Below are 15,155 nucleotides of genomic sequence, written 5' to 3'. Positions count from 1 at the left end.
AAAGGTCCGTCCCTCAGTGCGACATGTGGGTGTCGTGCGACATGGGAGTGCCGTGCGACATGTGGGTGCCGTGCGAGGTCTTCGAGCCGCCGCCGGGCTGCTCGGGGCGGTACGTCGCCTCCTTGACCGGCACCTCGATCGTGATCGGGTCCGACTTCTGGAAGTGCAGGGTCATGGCGACCTTCTCGCCCCGCTTCGGCTTGTGCTTGAGCTCTTCGAGCATCAGGTGGTTGCCGCCGCTCGCGAGGACCAGCTCACCGTCGGCGGGCACGTCGAAGGACTTCTGCTCCTTCATCACACCGCCCTTGGTGCTGTGCAGCGTGACGGCGCCGGCGACGTCGCTGGTGGCGGAGGTGAGCCTGTCGGCGGCGCCGCCCTTGTTGGTGAGCGTGAAGAAGCCGGCCGCCATGTCGTCCATGGTGGGCTCGGGGATGTACGCCCCGCCGACCTTCAGCTCGGGCTTCTTGGCGGTCTGCGCGCCGGTGGAGCCCGAGTCGTCGTTGCAGCCCGCCAGGGTGAGCGCCGCGGCCAGCGCCAGGGCCCCGCCGGCGAGCGCGCGGCGGCGGACGGTGGTGCGGTGGTTCACGGGGTCTCTCCCTTGACGAGCTTCGGGAGGTCCTTGGTGTAGTCGTCGACGGTGGCTTGCTCGCCGTACAGGACGTACCCGGCGTCGGTCTTCGGCGAGAAGGCGATGACCTGCTTGCCGTGCACCGAGGTGATCTTGCCCTTCTTGTCCTTCTTGGATGGCAGGACGCTGATGCCGAGCTGGCGGGCCCCGGCCTGGATGGTCGCGAAGTCGCCGGTCAGGCCGGTGAAGTCGGCGTCCACGCCCTTGAGCCACTTGCCGAGTTCGGCGGGGGTGTCGCGCTGGGGGTCGGTGGTGACGAAGACGACCTTCAGCTTCTCCTGGTCGGCCTTGGGCAGGGCCTTCTTGGCGACCGCGATGTTGTTCATCGTCAGGGGGCAGACGTCGGGGCAGTGCGTGTAGCCGAAGTAGATCAGCGTCGGCCGGCCCTTCGTCTCCGCGCGGAGGTCGTACTTCTTGCCCCGGGTGTCGGTCAGGACGAGGTCGGGCTTCTCGAACGGCTGGTCCAGGACCGTCGCCGCCTTGCCCGAGTCGGTCTCCATGGAGACGTCGGCGACCGGCTTCTTGGGCTCGTCACCACCGCCGCAGGCGGTCAGGGTGAGTGCGGCCACGGCCAGCAGGGCAGCGGCGGCGAGCTTCCTCTCGGTGCTCTTCGAACCCTTCGTGCTGTTCGTTCTGTTCGTTCTGTTCGTGCTCTTCGTGCGCATACGAAAATGTCCCAGATGTGAGGGGGCCGGGGTGCGCCGGGGCGGGCGTTCGCCGCCCCGGCGCACCCCGAAGGATGACGGGCCCGTCGGGTCAGCCGGTGGCGCCGCGGCGCCTGCTGAGGACGCCGAACGCGACGCCCGCGGCACCGACGACGATGCCGACGACCCCGAGGACACGGGCGAGGGTGTCGCTGCTGTCCGAGGAGTCCGAGGCGGCGCTCTCGGACTTCGCGTCCGACTTGGCGTCGCCGGACTTCGTGTCGTCGGAACCGGCACCCGAGCCGTGGTGGTCGTCGGACGCGGCGGTCAGCTGGAGGGTGGGCGCGGGGTGCTCCGGCTCCTCCTGGCCCTTCTGCTGCGGCTCGATCCAGCGGACGACTTCCTTGTTGTCGTACGTCTGGACGGCCTTGAACACGAGCTGGTCGGCGTCCTCGGGCAACTGGCCCATGGAGACCGGGAACTTCTGGAAGGTGCCGGGCTGGATGCCCTTGCCGTCAGCGGTCCAGGTGACCTTGGTGACGGCCTCGTCGATCTTCTTGCCGTGGATCTCCAGCGGCTTGTCGAGCTTGCTCTTGGTGACCTTCGCGGTCCAGCCCGGGACGGGCTGCGTCATCACGGAGGCGAGCGGGTGGTCGCCGGGGAAGGAGACCTCCAGCTTGTCGGTCGAGGCGTCGTCCATCTCGTTCGGCACCTTGAAGTTGACCGTCGTGTAGCCGCCCTTGGCGGCCTCACCCTCCGGCGAGACGCTGACGTGCGCGAACGCGGGCGCGCCGAGCACGAGGACGGCGGAGGCGGCGACGGTGCCGACGGCGGCGATGCGGGACATCTTCATCAGGGAAACACTCCACTTTTCGGCAGATGTGGCGAGTACGCGGTGAGCAGCGCGGGACACGTGGCACGGGACACCAGGCGCGCGTGCCACGCGGGGCACGGCACACGGACGCGTCCCGTGCACGCGGTACGCAAGGTGCGGTACGCAGAGCACGGTGCTCGGTACTCAGTGGTCAGTAGCCAGTACTCAGTAGCCAGTACTCAGTACGGGGGGCTGCGCGCGGCTCGGTTGGCGGGCACGCGCGCGTGCGTGCCGAGCGACCCCTCCGTACCGCTGAGTGGAGTACGTCGCGTCAGGCAGCGAGTTCGAGGTCGCGGGCGCCGCCCGGTGGGCCGCGCCGGATCACCGCGTCCTCCAGCGTGACCGTGCGCGGCTTCGGCGGCGCGAACAGCGCGGTGCGCGGAACCGGCGGGCCGCTGGTCCCGGGCGCCCCGGGCAGGCCGGCCCGCAGGGCGCGTACGAGGGTGAGGGCCGAACGCAAGGAACGTACGAGCGCCCCTTCAGCGACCCCTTGCGCCCCGTGTGCGAGCCGCACGAGCCGGAGCAGGGCGAGGTCGCCGCGGCGCAGCAGCCAGCCCGCGGCGACGGCCGCGAGGAGGTGGGCGACGAGCATCGGCAGGGAGGGCACGAGCGCCATGGCGCCCATCGAACCCGCCGAGTGGGCCGAGCCGGTCATGCCCGCCGCGGGCAGCGAGTCCAGCGCGGTGTCGGCCGCGGCGGCCGCCGACTGGCCGTGGTGGTGCCCGGCCGCGCGGCCCCCGCCGGGGGTGAGCCCGGCCGTGGTGAGGATGCGATGGGCCTGGGCGGGCGTGATCGTCGCCGCGCCGGCCCCGCAGACCAGGCGCGCGGCCCGCTCCACGAGGGTGGCGTCACCGCTGGCCGGGGCGGCGGCCATACCGTGCTGGCCGAGGCCGAACAGGGCGTGCAGCCCCACCTGGCCCACCGCGAGGAGCGCGGCGATGCCGGGCAGCGAGCGGGCCCGCCCGGCGAGCGGCAGCGCGACCGCGAGGACGGCGAGGAAGCCCGCGCCGAGCGTCCACAGCGGGACGGCGACGCAGGAAGCGAGTACATGGCCCCCGGCGGACAGCACGACACAGACCGCGGCGAACATCGCGGCCCTGAGCAGCCGGAGATCGACGCCGTCACGCGGCTGGCGCTGGTGGGGGGCGTTCATGGCGGGGCCATCATCGCACTGGGGCCACCTGGTGCGTACGGCAGGTCCGGAAGGTCCTGTTCCGGGCGATGAGCACAGATGGCCACGGATGAGCACGGATCAGTACGCGTGACCGCGAGCGCCCTACACGAGCCGCGCGAGCCGCGCAGTCCGCCGTATGGGCGGCATCACGCCGCAAGGGCGCTTATCCACGCGCCCTTGCGGCAATACGTATCGGTATGTCGAGCCGCAGCCAGGAGGCTGGAGCATGAGCATCTGGTGGTCTCTCCATTTGCGGCGCGAAGCTGCGAGCGTTCCGCTCGCCCGCCGCCTGCTGATCGGCACGATGGAGACGGCGGGCGTGGACCCCGACGTCTCCTTCGACCTGTCGCTCGCCCTCAGCGAGGCCTGTGCCAACGCCGTCGAGCACGGCGGCGCGTGCGGGAACGGCACCGCGGGCGGGACGGGTGCCTACCGCGTCACGGCCTACCTGGACGGCGAGAAGTGCCGCATCGAGGTCGCCGACTCGGGCCCGGGCTTCCCCGGAGCCTCGCACGGCTGTCCGGCACCGGCGCCGCGTCCGGCCGCCGCGGAGACGGACGAGCACGGCCGGGGCCTCTGCCTCATCAGGGAGCTGGCCGACCACGTCCACCTCGGCAACAAGCCGGGCGCGGGCGGCGGCGCGGTGATCAGCTTCGACAAGATGCTCAAGTGGCGCGAGGGCGCGCCGCTGATGACGGCCTGACGCCCCCTCCGCGGTCCGGACCCGACGCCCCCCTCCGCGGTCCGGAGGAGGGCGGCGGCAGGTCTAGCCCTTGAGCCGCGCCATCCACGCCTCGACCTCGTCCGAACGCCGCGGCAGCGACTCCGAGAGGTTCCGGTTGCCGTCCTCCGTCACGAGGATGTCGTCCTCGATCCGGACGCCGATGCCGCGGTACTCCTCCGGCACGGTCAGGTCGTCCGCCTGGAAGTACAGGCCGGGTTCGACGGTCAGGCACATGCCGGGCTCCAGCGTGCCGTCGACGTAGGACTCACGGCGCGCGGCGGCGCAGTCGTGCACGTCCATGCCGAGCATGTGACCGGTGCCGTGCAGCGTCCAGCGGCGCTGGAGGCCCAGCTCCAGGACGCGCTCGACGGGGCCCTCGACGAGGCCCCACTCCACCAGCTTCTCGGCCAGCACGCGCTGCGAGGCGTCGTGGAAGTCGCGGTACTTGGCGCCCGGCTTCACGGCCGCGATGCCGGCCTCCTGGGCCTCGTACACGGCGTCGTAGATCTTCTTCTGGAGTTCGTTGAAGCGGCCGTTGATCGGCAGCGTGCGGGTGATGTCCGCGGTGTAGTACGTGTGCGTCTCCACGCCGGCGTCGAGGAGGAGCAGCTCTCCGGAGCGCACCGGGCCGTCGTTGCGCACCCAGTGCAGCGTGGTGGCGTGCGGGCCGGCGGCGCAGATGGAGCCGTAGCCGATGTCGTTGCCCTCGACGCGGGCGCGCAGGAAGAACGTGCCCTCGATGTAGCGCTCGCTCGTCGCCTCGGCCTTGTCGAGGATCTTCACGACGTCCTCGAAGCCGCGCGCGGTCGAGTCGCAGGCCTTCTGGAGCTCGCCGATCTCGAACTCGTCCTTGACGAGCCGGGCCTCGGAGAGGAAGACGCGCAGCTCCTCGTCGCGTTCGGCGGTGACCTTGTCGGTCAGCGCGGCCTCGATGCCGGCGTCGTACCCACGTACGACACGCACGGGGCCGGTGGCCTCGCGCAGCGCCCCGGCCAGCTCGCGCACGTCGGAGGCGGGGATGCCGTACAGCTTCTCGGCCTCGGTGAGGGAGTGGCGGCGGCCGACCCACAGCTCGCCCTGGCCGTCCAGCCAGAACTCGCCGTTCTCGCGGTCGGAGCGCGGCAGGAGGTAGATGGTCGCGTCGTGGCCGCTCTTGGTCGGCTCCATGACCAGGACGCCGTCCTCGGTCTGGTTGCCGGTGAGGTACGCGTACTCGACGGAGGCGCGGAAGGCGTACTCGGTGTCGTTCGAGCGGGTCTTGAGGTTGCCCGCGGGGATCACCAGGCGCTCGCCCGGGAAGCGCGCGGAGAGCGCGGCGCGGCGGGCCGCGGTGTTCTCGGCCTGCGGGATCGGCTGCAGGTCGTGCAGCTCGGTGTCGGCCCAGCCGGACTTCATGTTCTCGGCGAGCTCGTCGGACACGCCGGGGTACAGTCCGTTCTTCCGCTGCTTGATCGGCTCCTCTTCGGTCTCCTCCGGGGTCTCCGGGGTCTCCGGGTTGAGAGCGGCGTCCGACACGGTCTGCCTCCTAGGTACGACACTGGGCCACCCTCCATCGTACGGGCGTACGGAAGGGGGCCCAGGGCCGTTGGGCCTCTTACCGCGCGTGGCCGCGGCCTCACGCGAAGCGGGCCGCCAGAAGCACCACGTCCTCCTCGCTGTCCGCGGTGTCGAGCCCGTCGGGGAGGACCGTGCGCAGGACGTGGTCGGCGATCGCGCCCGGGTCGTCCCGCAGGGGCTTCGGCACGCTCGCCGCCGCCGCGTGCAGCCGCGCGAACGCCCGGTCCATGGCGTCCCCGGTGCGGTGGAGCAGGCCGTCGGTGTAGAGAAGCACCGTTTCTCCGGGCTCCGGGGAGATCTCCACGCTCGGTGCCTCCCAGCAGGCGAGCATCCCGAGCGGCGCGGACAGGGAGGTCTCCACGAACTCCGTGCGCCGCTCCCCGATGATCAGCGGCGGGCTGTGCCCGGCACCGGCGAGCACGATCTTGCGCAGGGCGGGCTCGCAGTAGGCGAAGAGGGCGGTGGCGGACCGCGCGGGTTCGGTGAGCCGCAGCAGCAGTTCCAGATCGGAGAGTACGGCGACGGGGTCCTCGCCCTCCATCACGGCGTACGCCCGCAGGGAGGCCCGCAGTCGCCCCATCGCGGCGACGGCGCTGGGCCCCGACCCGGTGACCGACCCCACCGCGAGCCCGAGCGCGGCGTCCGGCAGCGGCAGCGCGTCGTGCCAGTCGCCGCCGCCGCGCGGCCCGGTGCGGTGCCGTGCGGCGAGCTGCACCCCGGTGACCCGCGGCAGCCGCGCGGGCATGAGTTCCTCGCGCAGGGTGGCGGCGCTGGTGCGGGCCCGGTCCAGCTCCAGCAGGCGGGCCAGATGTTCGGTGGCGTGGGCCGCGTAGAGCCCGGCGAGGTGGCGTCTGCGCTCGGTCGGCTCGGCGGGCTCGTCGTACAGCCAGACGGCGGCGCCGATCCGGCCGGCCGCCTCGGTGGCCAGGGGCAGGGCGTAACTCGCGGCGTAGCCGAGGCGGGCGGCGACCTCGCGGTGGCGGGGGTCGAGGCCGTCGTCGGCGAGCAGGTCGGGCTGGACGATCTCGGTGGCGGGGCCGGGGGCGCCGGCCGTCGGCGCGTCCAGGATGCGGCCGTACGACGTCGCGCCGCGCGGCACCGTCTCGATGTGGCCCAGCTCGGCGCGGGAGAGTTCCAGGCCGGTCGTGCTGTCCGGGCCCAGCCCGTCGGCCGGTTCGAGGACGACGAGGCCGCGGCGGGCGCCGACGAGGGCGGCGCCGGCCCCGAGCATCTCGCGCAGGGCCTCGTCGAGGGTCTTCGTGCGGGCGAGCCGCTCGGTGAGTTCGTGCAGCGTGGTGAGGTCGGAGACCCAGCCCGCGAGGCGGTCCTGGAGCGCGGCGCCGGGGGCGCCGGGGACGGGGGAGCCCGTCGGTGCGGGCGTGGTGGGCGCGGAGGGCGCGACAGTGTGGGCGGGTGGCGGAACAGTGGAATTGATTCCGGCCACTTTCGGAAGGTGCGGGGCGTTCATGGCTTACGGCTTTCCGGCCGGTGCGTAATGCTCAATAGCATCGCAAACCCCCATGTCATTCTGCGCCGCCAGCAATGTCTCCAGATGTACACGCCCTGGTGAGGGGATGTCCAGCATTGTCCTGCTGGGATTCCTGGTGTCCGTGGGAATTCTGAGCCCGGAAAATGATCTTGTTAAGTTGACCGAAAACCGTGCATGGTGAGGGCATATTGCGGTCGACTGACGTTGTTCGGCAGAGCGTTGTAGCGGTCGTGCTGGGTACGTACTCAGTGGCGACCAGGGGCAGTTGGGACCCGTCCGGAACCTCACGGAGCACCCGGACGTCTTAACGCACGACGACCGTGCCCCATCCTCCCGTGGGGGAGGCGGCAAGCAATATCGCGCGACGGCAAACGCCAGGCGCCGCCACCCCACGCCACGTCAACGCTCGGTTCAGAGTGGTTCCCCATGCCACAGGCTGGGGTCGGATGTGCCAGCTCGTACGTACAGCGAAGTGATCCACACGAAGTGATCGAAGCGATCCACGCATGGTGCGGTGATCCACGCATGGTGCAGTGATCCACACTTGGTGTGATGTGGCCCGCAGTCTCCCCGGCGTCAAGCGCCGGCGTGCAACGGAAAGGAACGAGCGCTCATGCGCGAGATCCTCGGAAGGCGACGCAGGCTCCTGTCGTGGCGATGGGGAAGGAGGCCCGGCCGGAGCACCGGACAGATCGGCGCGGCCCTGACCTTCGCGACCGCGTGGCGATGGCCCGTCCTGCCGGGCGTCGGTCTCGACCGGCGTGACGGCACCCGGTGCGCCTGTCCCGACCCCGACTGTGTGGTGCCGGGCGCGCACCCCCTCGACCCCGGGCTGCTCGCCGCCACCACCGATGAGCGGATGGTGCGCTGGTGGTGGACCAACCGCCCGGGCGCCCCCGTCCTGCTCGCCACCGGAGGCCGCGCCCCGTGCGCCGTCAGCCTCCCCGTGACCGCGGGTGTGCGTGCCCTCGCCGCGCTCGACGAGGCGGGCATCAGGCTCGGCCCGGTGGTCGCCACGGAGAGCCGCTTCTACGTACTCGTCGCCCCGTACTCCCTGGCCCGGTTGGGCGAGCTGCTCTACGCCAAGGACTACGTCCCCGGCTCGCTCCGCTTCCACGGCGAGGGCGGCTACCTCGCCCTGCCGCCCTCCGGCACGGGCCAGGGCCCCGTCCGCTGGGAGCGCGCCCAGCTGCCCGACTCGGCCGCCCCCTGGGTGCCCGACGTCGAGGCGGTCGTGGACGCCGTCGTCGACGCGCTCACTCGTACGGGTGTGAGCGCCCCCGAGTTGTAGGCCAATGGGTGCGCGGCGAACGGGCCGCGCGTCCGCCTGTCGTTATCTTCGGCGCATGCAACGGCCCACGCGGCAACCCCGCCTGCTCGTGCTCCTGGGTGCCGTGGCCGTCACGGTTCTCCTCCCACTCGCCGGCGCGTCCGCGGGGCCGGTCGGCGACGACGACGGTGACGCGAAGTCGCCCCTCCCCGCCCCGTCGCCCGTCCCCTCGAACAACCCTCCGGTTCGGGCGGCGGAGGAGCCGACGCCCTCGCCGCCGGACGGCCTCGGCGCGGGCACCGAGGCCCGGTGCGGGCCCGAACTCTCCTCCCCCGACGGCATCGAGGCACAGACCTGTGTGCTCACTCAGGGCCACGACACGTGGGCCCGTACCTATTACCGCAACGCCACCGGCGACGACTTGAACGCCGTACTGACCTCGATGGGCCCGGACGCGCGCACCGTGCGGACGCACTGCGGGGTGGGGGCCGGGGACGAGCCGGGAGTCTGCGAGACGCCGCGTGAGCGGGTGGTGGGAGAGGCGGCGGAGTACTCAGCGGTGGCGGAGTTCGCCGCGGACGAGGCGGGGGCGCTGCTGCTGCGCTCGGGGAGCAACTCGCCGCCACCGCAAGGCAGTTGAGCCATGAACCGGACCCGGACATGGAAGGGCCCGGTTGCTGGCGACGGGGGATGCACCAGCAACCGGGCTATCTGAACGGTAACAAGAGATCGGCTCCTGGCAAATTCGATCTCAGGTATCCGGACAGGGATTTACCTGTGAGTACGGGGAGTTGTGACAGGAGTCACGCTGTCCCCACCGACTGACTGGTGGGTCAGCGGCGTGTGACGTGGGGGTGTCGACGCAGCGTGACCTGAGCGCGTCAGCGGAACGGACGGCGGAATCGTGTCGGCGGAGGCGGACCCGTCCGGGTCGCTGTGGTGGACGGGCAGCCGGGGTGGACGGGTCAGCCGGCGCCGGACGGGCCGACCGTGGCGGACGGGTCGGCCGCGCCGGACGGGTCGGATGGGGCAGCGGTGGTGGACGGGTCAGCTGAGCGTGACCTGGCGGTTGGTGAGGCCGCCGCGGGCCCGGCGCTCGTCGGCGGTCAGCGGGGCGTCCGAGGCGAGCGCCGACGCCAGCCGCTCGGCGAACTCCGCGGCCGGCTTCTCGATGTCGTCCGCGCCGACGCCGCTCGGCAGGTCCCACACCGGCACGATCACCCCGTGCGCGCGGAAGGAGCCGACGAGGCGGGTGCCCTCACCGAGGCTCGACGTGCCGGCCGCGTGCAGCCGGGCCAGGGCGTCCAGGAGCTGCTCCTCGGGGTGCGGCATGACCCAGCGCAGGTGGTTCTTCTCCGGGGTCTCGCACCAGTACGCGGAGTCCACACCCGTGAGCCGTACGGTCGGGATGGCGGCGGCGTTCGCCCGCTCCAGGGAGGCGGAGACCTCCGGGGTCGCGTTCTCCGAGTCCGGCACCCAGAACTCGAACCCGGCGTGCACCACCGGCTCGAACGGCGCCTCGGGGTCGAGCAGCTCCTGCAGGCGCGGCCCGTCGGCGGGGGCACGGCGGCCCTGCACCGGCGTCCCCGGCTCGGCCTCCAGGGCGCGCCGCAGGGTGTCGGCGAGGTCGCGGCTGATGTCACCGGACGAGGTGTCGTTCTGCAGGCCGATCAGGACCGAGCCGTCGTCGCGGCGCAGCGCGGGCCACGCCATGGGCAGCACGGTGGCGAGGGTGACCGAGGGAACGCCCTCGGGCAGCCCGTCCCGAAGCGTCAACTCGACGGTGGCGGCGGGCACCAGCTCGCGCAGCGCGACCCAGTCGCACTCGCCGGGCAGCCCCTCGAAGGGGCGCTGCACCAGCTCGGCGACGGCCTGGGCCGCGGCACGGCCGTGGCAGGCCTTGTAGCGGCGGCCCGAACCGCAGGGGCAGGGTTCGCGGGCGCCGACGACCGGATAGTTCGCGTCGGCTCCGCCCTTGGACTGCGGCTGCTGCTTGCCCTTGGTCTGGGGGCGCTTCTTGGCCATCTTGGGTGTCTCCCGGCTGCGGCTCATGCTCTTGCGTACGGGCGCGAGCCTAGCCGTTGGTGCGTGGGCGGCCGGGATTCACTCCAGGGTGCCGGGAGCTTCGGTGTTCTTCCCGGCGCCGGGAGCTTCGGTGGCCTTCCGTGCCTTGGTGAACCCCAGCGGGCCCACGTGGTCGTCAGTCCAGGTCGTCGAAGGGGTCCGCGAGGGCGAGGTCGCTCAGTGCGGCCGCCGACGGGGCGGCGACGCGCGTAGCGAAATCCTCGGGGCGGTGCCCCGCTTGCACGACGACCCAGACGGTGACCTCGCCGTGCACGTCGTCGCGTACGCCCCACGTGTCGGCGAGCGCCGAGATGATGTTGAGCCCGCGGCCGCCGTGCGCCGTGACCGACGGTGTGGCCGGAACGGGCCGGGTCGGGCCCCCTCCGTCCGTCACCTCGACCGTCAGCCGACCGGTCTTGTCGACGTGCCAGGCCGCTCGTACATCGCCGTCGCCGACCATTCCGCGGCCCAGCGGCCTGCCGTGCCGGCAGGCATTGCTGAGCAACTCCGAAAGGATCAGTACGGCATCGTCGATGACCGACTCCGACACTCCGCCGACGCGCAATTGATCACGCATCCGGTGTCTCGCTTCCCCCACGCCCGCAGGGCCATGGGGAACGGCCATGCTCGACGACGTGGGCACCTCCCGTGCCACCACCAACGCCACCCCCGAGACCTCCTTTGCCCCACGCCACGGTGTGGATGCCCCAATGGACTGGACCGGAAACCGGCCAATCGCCCTCCGGTGACGCACTCGTAACGATCGAATACGGACCGAACGCGCCGGTGCACTCCCTGTAGCGGCGGTTACCGGAGTCCCAGGCGGTCCAGTTGGGTCAGAACTTGCCTGGGGCGATTGGTGATGATCGCGTCGACACCGAGTTCGGCGCAGAGTTCGACGTCTTCGGGTTCGTTCACCGTCCATACGTGGACCTGGTGCCCCGCGCGTTTCAGCTTGGCCACGTAACCGGGGTGGTTGCGCACGATCCGCAGGGCGGGGCCCGCGATGCGCACACCCGGGGGGAGGCGGCCGTCGCGGTGGCGGGGCGAGACGAACTGCATCAGATAGACGGTCGGCAGCGTCGGGGAGGCGGCCCGCACGCGGTGCAGCGAACGCGCGGAGAAGCTCATGACCCGTACCGGAGAGGGCCCCTCCGCGGGCGGCGCGTCCAGACCGAAGCGCTTCAGCAGCATGAGCAGGCGCTCCTCCACCTGGCCCGCCCACCGCGTGGGGTGCTTCGTCTCGATGGCCAGCCGCACCCGGCGGCCCGACGCGTTGCTCTCGGCCACGAGTTCGAGGAGCCGCTCCAGGGTGAGGACGGAGGTGTCCGCCCCGGCGGAGCCCTCCCAGTCCGGGCCCTCGCCCTCCAGGGCCTCGTCGTGGTGCCGCTTCCAGGAGCCGAAGTCGAGGGCGGCGAGGTCGGCCAGTTCGAGGGCGGAGACGGCTCCCCGGCCGTTCGAGGTGCGGTTGACGCGGCGGTCGTGGACGCAGACGAGGTGGCCGTCCGCGGTGAGCCGTACATCGCATTCGAGGGCGTCGGCCCCGTCGTCGACCGCCTTCTTGTACGCGGCCAGCGTGTGCTCGGGGGCGTCTTCGGAGGCTCCGCGGTGGGCGACGACCTGGATCTGGTGCTGTCGTGCGAGGGTCACCGCGTCATGGTGCCATCACGGGGTGCCCGAGGGCTCGCCCGGTGGACCGCGTCTCGCAGCGCCGGACACACAGGCTCGGCTTATGGTGCCCTGACAGCCCATGGGAAAAGCTGACTGGGGCAGACGCATGGTTGAGCAGGTAGACGCATAGTTGAGACAGACGCAACAGACGCAGTTGAGACAGACGCGCAGCAGTCGGCACAGCCAGGCCGTGACCGAGTACGCAAGCCACGACAGCATGGACCGAGGAGAAGAGCTGTGAGCACCGAGAACGAGGGCAACGCGGTACCGAAGGCGCCGTCCGCACCTCCCGTGCCGGTGGACGCTCCCGCTGTTTCCGCCGACTCCGCCGCCTCCGCCCCCTCCCCTGACGCTGCTGCTGCCGCCGATTCCCGTGCCGCCGCGGGGTCGGTTCCTCCCGGGGCTTCCGGGGCCGCTGGTGGTGCCGGCGACCCGGGGGCCGGTGCCGGGTCCGCGGCCGCCGGTGCGTGGCCGCCTCCGCAGCCGCCGACCGTCCCGTCGTATGCCGCGGGTGGTGGCTCCGGTTCCGGCTGGGGCGCCTCCTACCAGCCGCAGGAGCCGAAGCCCGGGCGCCGGCGCGGCGGGCTGATCGCCGGGGTGCTCGCGGCCGCTCTGATCGCGGGCGGTGTCGGCGGTGGCATCGGCTACTGGGCCGCGGAGCGGAACGACAACGAAACCGGTTCGACCACGGTCGCCGCCGCGGACACGCCCGCCGACCTGAAGCGCGAGCCGGGCTCGGTCGCCAGGATCGCGAACGACGCGCTGCCGAGCGTCGTCACCATCGAGGCCCAGAGCGGCAGCGGCGAGGGCGGCACGGGCACCGGCTTCGTCTACGACAAGCAGGGCCACATCCTCACCAACAACCACGTGGTGGCATCGGCCGCCGAGGGCGGCAAGCTCCAGGCGACGTTCTCCAACGGCAAGAAGTACGCCGCTGAGGTCGTCGGCCGCGCCGAGGGCTACGACGTGGCGGTCATCAAGCTCAAGAACACCCCGGGCGACCTGAAGCCGCTGCCCCTCGGCAACTCCGACCGGGTGGCCGTCGGCGACTCCACGATCGCGATCGGCGCCCCCTTCGGCCTCTCGAACACGGTGACCACGGGCATCATCAGCGCCAAGAACCGCCCGGTGACCTCCAGCGACGGCGGGCAGAGCGGCAAGAGTTCGTACATGAGCGCGCTGCAGACCGACGCCTCCATCAACCCCGGCAACTCCGGCGGCCCGCTCCTGGACGGCCGCGGCGCGGTGATCGGCATCAACTCCGCCATCAAGCCGGCCGACAGCGGCGGCCTCGGCGGCTCCGGCCAGTCGGGCTCCATCGGCCTCGGCTTCGCGATCCCCGTGAACCAGGCGAAGAACGTCGCCCAGCAGCTGATCAAGACCGGCCAGCCGGTCTACCCCGTGATCGGTGCCTCGGTCTCGCTCCAGCAGGAGAACTCGAACGGCGCGACGATCTCGCGGGAGGGCGTGGGCGGTTCGGACGCGATCACCCCGAACGGCCCGGCGGACAAGGCCGGTCTCAAGCCCGGTGATGTCATCACGAAGCTGGACGACACGGTGATCGACAGCGGCCCGACCCTGATCGGCCAGATCTGGACCCACAAGCCGGGCGACACGGTCAAGATCACGTACGAGCGCGACGGCAAGGAGCACACGGTCGACGTGACCCTGGGCGAGCGCAAGGGCGACAGCTGAGCCGCTGCTCCGCCGACGCCCCAACCCGCTAGTCTTGTCCCCGCGCCGTCCCGGTTCCCGGTGACCGGCGCGGGGTGGGTTGCCCGAGCGGCCTAAGGGAACGGTCTTGAAAACCGTCGTGGCAGCGATGTCACCGTGGGTTCAAATCCCACACCCACCGCAGTGATTGACGGCCCCTGACCTGGTGTGACGGTCGGGGGCCGTTGTCGTTGCCGGTGGCGTTGGCGGTGCTTGTTGCGGGGGCACCGCCGGGGGCCTGCCCCTCGGGGGAGCGGTCCGGCGGATGTGGGGCGTGGTCGTGGTAGAGAGTCGGCGTGAAGGCCCTGCGAAGCATCGACTCGACGCTGCCGAGTGAGCGGCGTCCCGAGTGGGTCTGGTACGCGTCCTACGGCTCGAACATGCACCCGGAGCGCCTTGCCGCGTATATCCGGGGTGGTCGCCCTCCGGGGGCGGCGAAGGACTACCCGGGGTGCCGCGACCCTGCCCTGCCCGCGAGATCGGTCCCGGTGGAGCTGACCGGGGCCATGTACTTCGCGACCGAGTCGCCGGTGTGGGGAGGAGGCAGGGCTTTCTACGATCCGCAGGTGAGCGGGCGGGTGCTGGCCAGGGCTCATCTGGTGACGGCGGAGCAGTTCGCGGACATCGCGGCTCAGGAGATGTACCGGCAGCCGGGCACCGACCTCGATCTGACGGAGGCGCTCACGCGGGGGCGTGCCGTACTGGGAGCAGGCCGGTACGAGACGTTGGTGTGCGCCGGCCAGGTCGACCGCATGCCCGTGCTGACTTTCACGGCTCCCTGGGGCATGGCAGACGTCCGGGGTGTTCGCCCGTCGCTCCCCTACCTGCGCTTCCTGGCCCTTGGCCTCCTGTCGGCCGGTGCGTGGGACAGGGGAGCGATCGCCGCGTACGTCGCAGCCTGCCCGGGAGCCGCCGGGCATTGGTCGGAACAGGGCATCGCCGATCTCTTGGAGGGGCTGGAGCGGGCTCATCAAAGGGGTCGGGCGTGACGTAAAACCCCTGGGTCGGCTGAATTTCCGCCTTAGTCATTGGTCGTCGCGTGAGCCGGGGGTCGAAGGAGGCCGAAGGAGTGAATGTGCGTGCGCGACACTATGGGCACCCTTACTTTACCTTTCTACGCGGATAGAATACGGAGGGAAACAAGGCTTCCGCGTTAACTGACAGTGGTCTCGAACCGTGTACGAAATCCCCCGGTCGTAGTCGGAGGGTGGTGAACCTCCAGCTCAGAGGGGGTCACGGAAAATCCTGCGGGCGCTCGCCCCGCAATTCCACGGACTCGTGCACAGTTCTTCTTGCTCGTTGCACATAGTGGTAGGCGGGTCATCCCCAGAGCCTGCTGGTCAGCAG

Annotated in this window: 14 protein-coding genes and 1 tRNA gene; 6 read left to right on the top strand and 9 right to left on the bottom strand. The window is 71.4% G+C overall.

Going from position 1 to position 15,155, the window contains the following annotated elements; genetic code table 11:
• Positions 1 to 13: 13 nt before the first annotated feature.
• The 4 genes from J2N69_RS18155 to J2N69_RS18140 form a co-directional block, all read right to left on the bottom strand.
• Complete coding sequence (locus J2N69_RS18155) at positions 14 to 586, bottom strand: copper chaperone PCu(A)C (protein WP_230901721.1); 573 nt, start codon at positions 584 to 586, stop codon at positions 14 to 16.
• Entirely contained in the window at positions 583 to 1,293 is a 711-nt protein-coding gene (locus tag J2N69_RS18150) for an SCO family protein (protein ID WP_230901720.1), read from the bottom strand. Before J2N69_RS18150 ends, J2N69_RS18155 begins: the two co-directional genes overlap by 4 nt.
• A gap of 91 nt (positions 1,294 to 1,384) precedes the next feature.
• The gene (locus J2N69_RS18145; protein WP_230901719.1) at positions 1,385 to 2,125 is read right to left on the bottom strand and encodes a YcnI family copper-binding membrane protein; all 741 of its coding nucleotides are present in this window, start codon (positions 2,123 to 2,125) and stop codon (positions 1,385 to 1,387) included.
• A gap of 292 nt (positions 2,126 to 2,417) precedes the next feature.
• Positions 2,418 to 3,299, bottom strand: a complete 882-nt coding sequence (locus J2N69_RS18140; RefSeq protein WP_230901718.1) for a hypothetical protein — start codon at positions 3,297 to 3,299, stop codon at positions 2,418 to 2,420.
• Positions 3,300 to 3,546: 247 nt separating this feature from the next.
• Here J2N69_RS18140 and J2N69_RS18135 point away from each other — a divergent pair, with 247 nt between their 5' ends.
• Complete coding sequence (locus tag J2N69_RS18135) at positions 3,547 to 4,023, top strand: ATP-binding protein (RefSeq protein WP_230901717.1); 477 nt, start codon at positions 3,547 to 3,549, stop codon at positions 4,021 to 4,023.
• Between the two features lie 63 nt (positions 4,024 to 4,086).
• Here the strand turns inward: J2N69_RS18135 and J2N69_RS18130 are convergent, their stop codons facing one another.
• Positions 4,087 to 5,559 (bottom strand): aminopeptidase P family protein, encoded by a 1,473-nt coding sequence (locus J2N69_RS18130; RefSeq protein ID WP_230901716.1) that lies wholly within the window; start codon positions 5,557 to 5,559, stop codon positions 4,087 to 4,089.
• A 100-nt stretch (positions 5,560 to 5,659) separates the two neighbouring features.
• Positions 5,660 to 7,069 carry a PP2C family protein-serine/threonine phosphatase gene (locus tag J2N69_RS18125; protein ID WP_230901715.1) on the bottom strand — a complete coding sequence of 470 codons (1,410 nt, stop codon included), beginning with the start codon at positions 7,067 to 7,069 and terminating at the stop codon, positions 5,660 to 5,662.
• A 634-nt stretch (positions 7,070 to 7,703) separates the two neighbouring features.
• Between J2N69_RS18125 and J2N69_RS18120 the strand changes: the two genes are divergently transcribed.
• The gene (locus J2N69_RS18120; protein WP_230901714.1) at positions 7,704 to 8,381 is read left to right on the top strand and encodes a bifunctional DNA primase/polymerase; all 678 of its coding nucleotides are present in this window, start codon (positions 7,704 to 7,706) and stop codon (positions 8,379 to 8,381) included.
• A gap of 55 nt (positions 8,382 to 8,436) precedes the next feature.
• A complete protein-coding gene (locus tag J2N69_RS18115; RefSeq protein WP_230901713.1) occupies positions 8,437 to 9,000 on the top strand; it encodes a hypothetical protein in 564 nt (187 codons plus the stop codon).
• 407 nt (positions 9,001 to 9,407) lie between these two features.
• Here the strand turns inward: J2N69_RS18115 and J2N69_RS18110 are convergent, their stop codons facing one another.
• The 3 genes from J2N69_RS18110 to J2N69_RS18100 all read right to left on the bottom strand — a co-directional run bounded on the left by J2N69_RS18110 (position 9,408) and on the right by J2N69_RS18100 (position 12,074).
• Positions 9,408 to 10,385 carry a DUF5926 family protein gene (locus J2N69_RS18110; protein WP_230901712.1) on the bottom strand — a complete coding sequence of 326 codons (978 nt, stop codon included), beginning with the start codon at positions 10,383 to 10,385 and terminating at the stop codon, positions 9,408 to 9,410.
• Between the two features lie 175 nt (positions 10,386 to 10,560).
• Positions 10,561 to 11,178, bottom strand: coding sequence for an ATP-binding protein (locus J2N69_RS18105; protein WP_127910163.1), 618 nt, complete (start codon positions 11,176 to 11,178; stop codon positions 10,561 to 10,563).
• A gap of 53 nt (positions 11,179 to 11,231) precedes the next feature.
• Positions 11,232 to 12,074, bottom strand: a complete 843-nt coding sequence (locus J2N69_RS18100) for a glycerophosphodiester phosphodiesterase (protein WP_230901711.1) — start codon at positions 12,072 to 12,074, stop codon at positions 11,232 to 11,234.
• Between the two features lie 258 nt (positions 12,075 to 12,332).
• Here J2N69_RS18100 and J2N69_RS18095 point away from each other — a divergent pair, with 258 nt between their 5' ends.
• The 3 genes from J2N69_RS18095 (at position 12,333) to J2N69_RS18085 (ending at position 14,797) form a co-directional block, all read left to right on the top strand.
• On the top strand, positions 12,333 to 13,790 hold the full coding sequence (locus J2N69_RS18095; RefSeq protein ID WP_230901710.1) for a S1C family serine protease: 1,458 nt from the start codon (positions 12,333 to 12,335) through the stop codon (positions 13,788 to 13,790).
• Positions 13,791 to 13,863: 73 nt separating this feature from the next.
• Positions 13,864 to 13,950: transfer RNA gene (locus J2N69_RS18090), tRNA-Ser, on the top strand.
• Between the two features lie 154 nt (positions 13,951 to 14,104).
• A complete protein-coding gene (locus J2N69_RS18085) occupies positions 14,105 to 14,797 on the top strand; it encodes a histone deacetylase (protein ID WP_230901709.1) in 693 nt (230 codons plus the stop codon).
• The last annotated feature ends 358 nt before the right edge of the window (positions 14,798 to 15,155 follow it).

The sequence above is a fragment of the Streptomyces huasconensis genome, from assembly GCF_021028635.1.
GTDB classification, from domain to species: Bacteria; Actinomycetota; Actinomycetes; order Streptomycetales; family Streptomycetaceae; genus Streptomyces; species Streptomyces huasconensis.
The sequence above is the reverse complement of the archived record's forward strand: the minus strand, read 5'-3'. Positions and strand labels throughout refer to the sequence as shown.

Bases quoted from the DNA above. Each gene is read 5' to 3' on its own strand.
- J2N69_RS18145 (WP_230901719.1), bottom strand. From the start codon at position 2,125: ATGAAGATGTCCCGCATCGCCGCCGTCGGCACCGTCGCCGCCTCCGCC.
- J2N69_RS18120 (WP_230901714.1), top strand. From the start codon at position 7,704: ATGCGCGAGATCCTCGGAAGGCGACGCAGGCTCCTGTCGTGGCGATGG.
- J2N69_RS18110 (WP_230901712.1), bottom strand. From the start codon at position 10,385: ATGGCCAAGAAGCGCCCCCAGACCAAGGGCAAGCAGCAGCCGCAGTCC.
- J2N69_RS18140 (WP_230901718.1), bottom strand. From the start codon at position 3,299: ATGAACGCCCCCCACCAGCGCCAGCCGCGTGACGGCGTCGATCTCCGG.
- J2N69_RS18150 (WP_230901720.1), bottom strand. From the start codon at position 1,293: ATGCGCACGAAGAGCACGAACAGAACGAACAGAACGAACAGCACGAAG.
- J2N69_RS18125 (WP_230901715.1), bottom strand. From the start codon at position 7,069: ATGAACGCCCCGCACCTTCCGAAAGTGGCCGGAATCAATTCCACTGTT.
- J2N69_RS18115 (WP_230901713.1), top strand. From the start codon at position 8,437: ATGCAACGGCCCACGCGGCAACCCCGCCTGCTCGTGCTCCTGGGTGCC.
- J2N69_RS18135 (WP_230901717.1), top strand. From the start codon at position 3,547: ATGAGCATCTGGTGGTCTCTCCATTTGCGGCGCGAAGCTGCGAGCGTT.